Source organism: Psychrobacillus sp. BL-248-WT-3, assembly GCF_012843435.1.
Lineage (GTDB): Bacteria > Bacillota > Bacilli > Bacillales_A > Planococcaceae > Psychrobacillus.
The window spans coordinates 1-6,621 of the sequence record NZ_JABAFC010000068.1 but is presented as its reverse complement, the minus strand read 5'-3'; the positions used below and the strand labels follow the sequence as shown (position 1 = coordinate 6,621).

The 6,621-nt window shown below is 39.0% G+C and carries 5 protein-coding genes and 1 pseudogene; 2 read left to right on the top strand and 4 right to left on the bottom strand.

The genetic code is table 11. From position 1 onward, the window contains the following. Positions 1-437: 437 nt before the first annotated feature. Positions 438-1,160, top strand: coding sequence for a glycerophosphodiester phosphodiesterase (locus HF876_RS18420; RefSeq protein ID WP_169361515.1), 723 nt, complete (start codon positions 438-440; stop codon positions 1,158-1,160). A 151-nt stretch (positions 1,161-1,311) separates the two neighbouring features. Here HF876_RS18420 and HF876_RS18415 read toward each other — a convergent pair whose 3' ends face one another. Genes HF876_RS18415 through HF876_RS18400 form a run of 4 tightly spaced genes read right to left on the bottom strand, consistent with a single transcriptional unit; the run spans position 1,312 to position 5,094 of the window. Next, positions 1,312-2,322 (bottom strand): FecCD family ABC transporter permease, encoded by a 1,011-nt coding sequence (locus tag HF876_RS18415; RefSeq protein ID WP_169361514.1) that lies wholly within the window; start codon positions 2,320-2,322, stop codon positions 1,312-1,314. Next, positions 2,319-3,317, bottom strand: a complete 999-nt coding sequence (locus tag HF876_RS18410) for a FecCD family ABC transporter permease (protein ID WP_169361513.1) — start codon at positions 3,315-3,317, stop codon at positions 2,319-2,321. The genes HF876_RS18415 and HF876_RS18410 overlap by 4 nt, the downstream gene beginning before the upstream one ends. Positions 3,318-3,376: 59 nt before the next feature. After that, positions 3,377-4,297 carry an iron-hydroxamate ABC transporter substrate-binding protein gene (locus HF876_RS18405; protein ID WP_169361512.1) on the bottom strand — a complete coding sequence of 307 codons (921 nt, stop codon included), beginning with the start codon at positions 4,295-4,297 and terminating at the stop codon, positions 3,377-3,379. After that, positions 4,294-5,094 carry an ABC transporter ATP-binding protein gene (locus tag HF876_RS18400; RefSeq protein ID WP_169361511.1) on the bottom strand — a complete coding sequence of 267 codons (801 nt, stop codon included), beginning with the start codon at positions 5,092-5,094 and terminating at the stop codon, positions 4,294-4,296. Before HF876_RS18400 ends, HF876_RS18405 begins: the two co-directional genes overlap by 4 nt. A 118-nt stretch (positions 5,095-5,212) precedes the next feature. On the opposite strand from HF876_RS18400, the pseudogene HF876_RS18395 reads away from it, so the two are divergent. Beyond that, positions 5,213-6,250 (top strand): annotated as a pseudogene (locus tag HF876_RS18395) (NAD(P)/FAD-dependent oxidoreductase). The last annotated feature ends 371 nt before the right edge of the window (positions 6,251-6,621 follow it).

Here is a 6,621-nt window from a genome sequence, read left to right as displayed (position 1 = left end):
CGCCTTGCCCCTCGGCGTCAAATGGATAAAAGCTCCGGTGGCTGAGGAGCTGCCTCCTCGCTTTTTCCCATTTGCCTGTCGGGGCAGACATAGGCGCTTGCGCTTTTCTTGTTGTCTAGCTCCACCGCCTTGCCCCTCGGGGTCAAATGGATAAAAGCTCCGGTGGCTGAGGAGCTGCCTCCTCGCTTTTTCCCATTTGCCTGTCGGGGCAGGGATAGGCGGTTGCGCTTTTCTTGATGTCTAGCTCCACCGCCTTGCCCCTCGGGGTCAAATGGATAAAAACTGCGGTGGCTGAGGAGCTGCCTCCTCGCTTTTCTCCATTTGCCTGTCGGGGCAGGGATAGGCGGTTGCGCTTTTCTTGAAATTTTTAGAAAATTTATTTCCATTATATTCTACGTGAAGATATACTTAATGTATCTATATGAGGGGGGCATTCCATGAAAATTTATGCACACAGAGGCTCGGCTGGAACTCATCCAGAAAACACAATCTCAGCATTTAAAGCAGCGGCGGCTTTACCTATATTCGGAGTAGAATTTGATGTTCATATGACAAAGGATGGAGAACTTGTCGTCATTCATGATGAAAAAATTGATCGTACTTCTAATGGACAAGGCTTTATCAAAGATATGACTCTTTCCCAGCTAGAAGCGTATGACTTTGGAGCTTGGTATTCTCAAAAGTGTAGAGGAGAAAAAATACCAACCTTAAGAGAAGTATTATATGTGTTTAAAGATACTCATCATCATATAAACATTGAATTGAAATCAGATATATTCCCTTATGAAGGGATGGAGGACAAGGTAATTGAAATGCTCCAAGATTACCGGCTCACAAATCGTGTCGTCGTGTCATCCTTTAATCACGAGGTAATTCAAAGTTTTAAAAGAAAGGCACCAAATATAGAAACAGCCATTTTATTTATGGAAGTAATGATTGCTCCTCACAAATATGCAGATTTAGTAGGAGCAGATGCGTTACATGCGTTTTTCCCAACAGTTATAAGAAAGATGGGTCATGACGCAGTAGCAAGCGGGAAAAAGGTACGTGTTTTCACAGTAAATGAGGAAGCTTATGTGGACATGTTAGAAGAGATTGGGATCGATGCCATTTTTACTGACTACCCGAAAAAAATATACGAGTATTTAAATAAAAGGTAGTATGCGGAAGTCTAAACACAATTAAAATAGAGTGGGCAATAACTAGTCATTAAAGTACAAAAACGTGAAATCACTACTTGATTTCACGTTTTTATTTCTTTCACTGGACAGCTCCAAGTTGTGGCTCAGGAATGTGCTCCTTTATCTGTATTTAAGATTTCTTAAGTAATAGATACATAAAGTAAGGAGCACCAATAAGGGAAACTACAATACCGGTTGGTATCCCGCTAGGCTCAAGTATATTTCGTCCGACTGTATCAGCTAGTAACAATAACCAGCCGCCTAATAGGATAGCAATTGGTAAAAATAGCTGATGTCTTGGACCTACTAGCGATTTTGCGATATGGGGAGCCATTAAACCAATAAATGCAATACCACCCGTAACACTAACTGCAGCAGCTGCTAAAGCTACTGCCACCATTAAGAAGGCTATACGTTCTTTTTCAATGGAAACTCCAACTCCAATTGCCGCAGGCTCACTGAGTCCTAATAGATTTAACCGGTTTGCTCGATACATGGTAAAAGGAACCAGTACGATCAACCAAGGTAGTAAGGCTAAAATAAAGGGCCAGTCCGCGCCCCAAATGTTTCCTGCTAACCAATTGGCTATAAAATCAACTTTTTTAGTATCAGCAGAAGAAATGAGAACAATCATTAAGCCTGAAAGCGCCATGGAAAAGCCCACACCTATTAATACTAAACGTACTGGCTGGAGTCCAACTTCGCGATTATAGGAAAAGATATAGATTAGAAATGCTGTAAGTAAAGCTCCTAAAAATGCCACAATAGGTAAAAGGTAAATAAATGAACCAGGATCTATAGGGAAAAATAAAAAAAACAAAGCAATTGCTACACCTGCTCCAGAATTGATACCAATTATCCCTGGGTCGGCTAAATCGTTTCGAGTAATCCCCTGAAGTATAGCTCCTGATAAAGCAAGAGCCATGCCTGCAAGTAAGGTAATAATAATTCGTGGGAGCCTGATAGAAAATAGTACAAACTCTTCCTTAAAGGAGCCATCTCCTAATAAAGTTGGAATCAAGCGGTCAAAGGATAGAGAAGAATAGCCAATTCCCGCACTCACGAAAGCAGTCACTAAAATTAAAACTAGAAAGCTAACAAATAATATACGTTGTTTTTTTATAACTTTGGGATGAATCATTGAAATATTTTCCCTCCTTTTCGAACAATCAATAAAAAGAATGGTAGACCCATTATTGCAATGATTGCCGCCACAGGGGTTTCATATGGAATATTAATCGTACGACCGATAGTGTCAGCTAAAAGCATTAGTATAGCTCCTAAAATAGCGGACATAGGGATAATAAATCGATAGTCAGTGCCGACAATGGCCCGAACGATGTGAGGAACCATAAGACCAACAAAAGCCATGTTACCAACTAATGCTACGGATGCGCCGGTTAATAAGATAACTACTAAAAATAGAATGGTCTTCACTAAAAAAATTCTTTGCCCTAATCCAACTGCTACCTCTTCATTCAAGCTTAAAATAGTAAGCTGTCTAGATAGTAAAAGTGAGACAATAACGCCTGCTATAACAAATGGAGCAATGACCTGTAGCTGACTCCACGATGTACCAATTAAACCACCGGAGGTCCACATAGAAACATCCTTTGATATTTTAAAATATATACCGATTCCATCTGCAATGGCATATAAAAAGGCAGAGACGGCAGCTCCTGCAAGAACGATACGCAAAGGCGAGAATCCGCCTTTTTTAGCAGCCCCTATACTAAAGACTAATATAGCCCCTAACGCAGAACCAACAAAGCAAGCAAATGTAATACCTAAATAGTTGGTAGCCGGTAAGAAGGCAAGAGTTACAGCTAAAGCTGCATTTGCCCCAGAGGTTAGACCAAGTAGACCAGGATCGGCTAAAGGGTTTCTTGTCATCCCTTGCATGATAGCTCCCGATATAGCCAAGGCTGAACCTACCATAATTGCAGCCACCTCACGAGGAAGACGTATTTCTCGAATAATATTTATTGAATCGTTGTTTTGGAATGTGAAAATTGCGTTCCACACATCTACAATGCTAGTTTCTGCAGCTCCAAAGATGATAGCAAAACCAAACATAATGATAAGCAGGAAGCAACTTATTATTAATTTAATACTAAAATGCAGAGAAGAGTTCATATTTTAGTTCCTTTCTGACATGAAGAAGGAGGAATTCCAATATGAATCCCTCCAGTACACTATTTATTGTTTAAAAAATTTTCCTTAAAGAACGCTAGTTGATAGTCTAAAGAAATTGGGTCATTGAAGTAGAATTCTTCAGCAACAGCCTCAAAAACTCGACTTTCTTTTACGGCAGGAATATTTTTGTATACATCAGTTTCTTGGAAGGAGTTATCCTGTGTCCCTGCTTTACTGAAAATAATGTAATCTCCTGCATATTCAGGCAATACTTCGAGCGATAAAGCATAAAACCCATCTTTTAATGCCATTTCCTTTACTTTTTCAGGCATTGCTAGCTTCATTTCCTGATAGATAATTTCTGTTCCTCTACCCCAGTTATCACCAAATACATATAATTGCTTGTCAAAATTCTCGATAACAGAGACAGTTGCATCTTCACCTATTTTGGTTTTGATTTCTTCACCTGCTGTTTGTGCACGTTTCTTGAAATCATCTATCCATTCCTGAGCTTCTTTTTCTTTATTTAATAGTTTTCCAATTTCTAAATGTTGAGTAAGGTAATCTACTTTTCCATACGTAAAGGTAACAGTTGGTGCAATTTCTTTTAATTTGTCTAAATTTTTAGCAGTGGAAAGTCCAATGATTAAATCCGGATCTAGCTCAATAATTTTTTCTAGGTTATCCTCTGAAACCTCTTCTACATCTGCGAAATACTTATCAAACTGAGGATTAGATTTCGACCAAGCATCGACACCTACTATATTGATTCCAAGTGCGGCTACATTCCCCGCATAGGTAGATACCACCACAACACGTTTCGGATCAGCAGGAACTTCAATCGGACCTTCCTCTGAATTATATGTAATAGTAGTAGACTCTTTGGGACTTTCATTAGCTGTTCCATTTGTTTCGTCATTATTACACGCGCTCATTAATAAGATAAGTAAAAACAATATTGGTATAAGAAGCTTTTTCATTTTTTATATTCTCCCTTTAGTAGGTTATATGTAATGCACATTGGTTTTTCTGTCCTTGGATCCAAGCCTATTTCAGCATCAATTTGAAAGACATCTCTTAATATTTCTTTTGTGATGACTTCCTTACAATTACCAGCCTTAATAATATGGCCATCTTTGAGAGCAATAATATAATCAGCAAAGCGTGCAGCTTGGTTTAAATCATGTAAAACCATAACAATAGTTCTTTTTTCTTGAACATTTAACTTCTGTAAAAGCTCTAGTACTTCTAATTGGTGGGCCATATCGAGATAGGTGGTTGGTTCATCCAAAAAGATGATTTCCGTTTCCTGTGCAAGCGCCATAGCAATCCAGACTCTTTGACGCTGTCCTCCTGAAAGGGAATCTACTGGTAGATATTTAAACCCAAGGGTTCCAGTCACTTCCATTGCCCAATCTATTACCTCATAATCTCTTTTGGTGAGACGTCCAAAACCGCTTTGGTAGGGGAAACGACCATAGGATACTAGTTCACCAACTGAAAGTCCACTTGCACTTTCCGGAGTTTGGGGGAGAATCGCCATCTTCTTAGCAAGCACTTTTGTGTTTTCTCTTGAAACTGTTTTCCCATCTAACAATATAGATCCTGATTGGTGTGGAATAATCCGCGTAATTGCTTTTAGAAGGGTGGATTTGCCACAGCCATTAGGGCCAATAATTGTTGTAATTTTTTGGTCAGGAATTTGTATAGATAGCTCCTTCACAATAAGTTTTTCTCCATAGCCTATAGACAAATCTTCCGTATAAAGGCGAACCATTTAAAAACCTCCAAACTAACAGTTGATAAAATAAATGAAAACGATTATCATTATCATAAAGAAAGCATATGGAATTTTTGGGCAGAAGTCAACAATAAATTTCAAAGGGGATTACAGTATGCGTGATATATTTGATGTAACGATAATTGGTGGTGGCCCAGCAGGCTTATATTCTGCTTTTTATAGTGGATTACGAGAAATGAAAACAAAGATCATTGAATTTCAGCCCTAGCTAGGTGGTAAAATTCATGTTTATCCAGAAAAGATGATATGGGATGTGGGGGGACAGCCTCCAATCTCGGGTGAACGATTAATCCATCAGCTAGTAGAGCAGGGGTTAACATTTAATCCGGAAGTAGTATTAAACGAAAAGGTAGAAGCGATTAGTAAGGATAACAATGTCTTTTGTTTAACTACAGCTTCTGGAGAAATTCATTATTCCAAAACCATTATCCTTGCAATCGGGGGTGGAATCCTAAATCCTCTTAAACTAGATATACGTGGAGCAGATCGCTTTGAGGTTAGTAACCTAAACTATACGATCAAATCTATTCGTCGCTTTAAGGATAAAACCGTCGTCATCTCAGGTGGAGGGAACTCTGCGATTGATTGGGCAAACGAACTGGAGCCAATTGCCAAAAAAGTATTTGTTACTTACCGCAAGGATGCGTTAAATGGACATGAAGCTCAAATAACTCAATTGATGAATAGCTCAGTAACCTGCTTATTCAATACATCTATCACTAAGCTGATCGCTTCTAATAACCGTGACATTATTGAACAGGTAGCCCTTTCAAACAATGAAACAGGGGAAATTACTTATCTTGAAGTGGATGAAGTCATTATCAATCATGGCTATGAAAGAGATGCAGAATTGATTGAGAAAAGTACGGTAAATATAGCAGTGAAGGATGAATATTACGTAGCCGGCACCAGTAAAAGTGAGACGTCCGTTCCAGGTATTTACGCAGCTGGAGACATATTAGCTCATCCAGGAAAACTACACCTAATCGCAGGTACCTTTCAAGATGCAGCAAATGCGGTAAACCGAGCGAAACAATTCATTGAACCAGATGCACATAGCTTTGCCATGGTATCCTCTCATAACGACATGTTTAAGGAAAAGAACAAACAAATGCAAAAACAGCTTATCTAAGAAGTGAGGGCCTACGCCTGTCTAAGACAAGTGATGATGGTGTAGAAGATGTCGACTTAAATGGAGAGAAAAGAGCACCTAAAGGATGTGGGAGTGGTACCTAAAAAGGAGCCGGTGTTACCTAAGTGGTAACACCACACCTAAATATCGGAAAGTGTCACCTAAAGAAGTGAAAAGCACACCTAAAGGTTGGAGAAGTGTTACCTAACAAAAAGTGGGGAAAAGGTGAACCTATCCAATGATTAGGAACTACTAACAAAGAATTTAAGTTAAAATAACATAACTTATCTAGGTGAGGCTGGGACAAAACTAGCTTCTAATATTGGAAAAAGAGAAATTGAGCTCACTCAATTTCTCTTTTTCCTTATTTT

What these genes read in the sequence shown, in the direction of transcription:
- HF876_RS18405 (WP_169361512.1), bottom strand. Translation starts at nt 4,297, where the DNA reads ATGAAAAAGCTTCTTATACCAATATTGTTTTTACTTATCTTATTAATG.
- HF876_RS18400 (WP_169361511.1), bottom strand. Translation starts at nt 5,094, where the DNA reads ATGGTTCGCCTTTATACGGAAGATTTGTCTATAGGCTATGGAGAAAAA.
- HF876_RS18420 (WP_169361515.1), top strand. Translation starts at nt 438, where the DNA reads ATGAAAATTTATGCACACAGAGGCTCGGCTGGAACTCATCCAGAAAAC.
- HF876_RS18410 (WP_169361513.1), bottom strand. Translation starts at nt 3,317, where the DNA reads ATGAACTCTTCTCTGCATTTTAGTATTAAATTAATAATAAGTTGCTTC.
- HF876_RS18415 (WP_169361514.1), bottom strand. Translation starts at nt 2,322, where the DNA reads ATGATTCATCCCAAAGTTATAAAAAAACAACGTATATTATTTGTTAGC.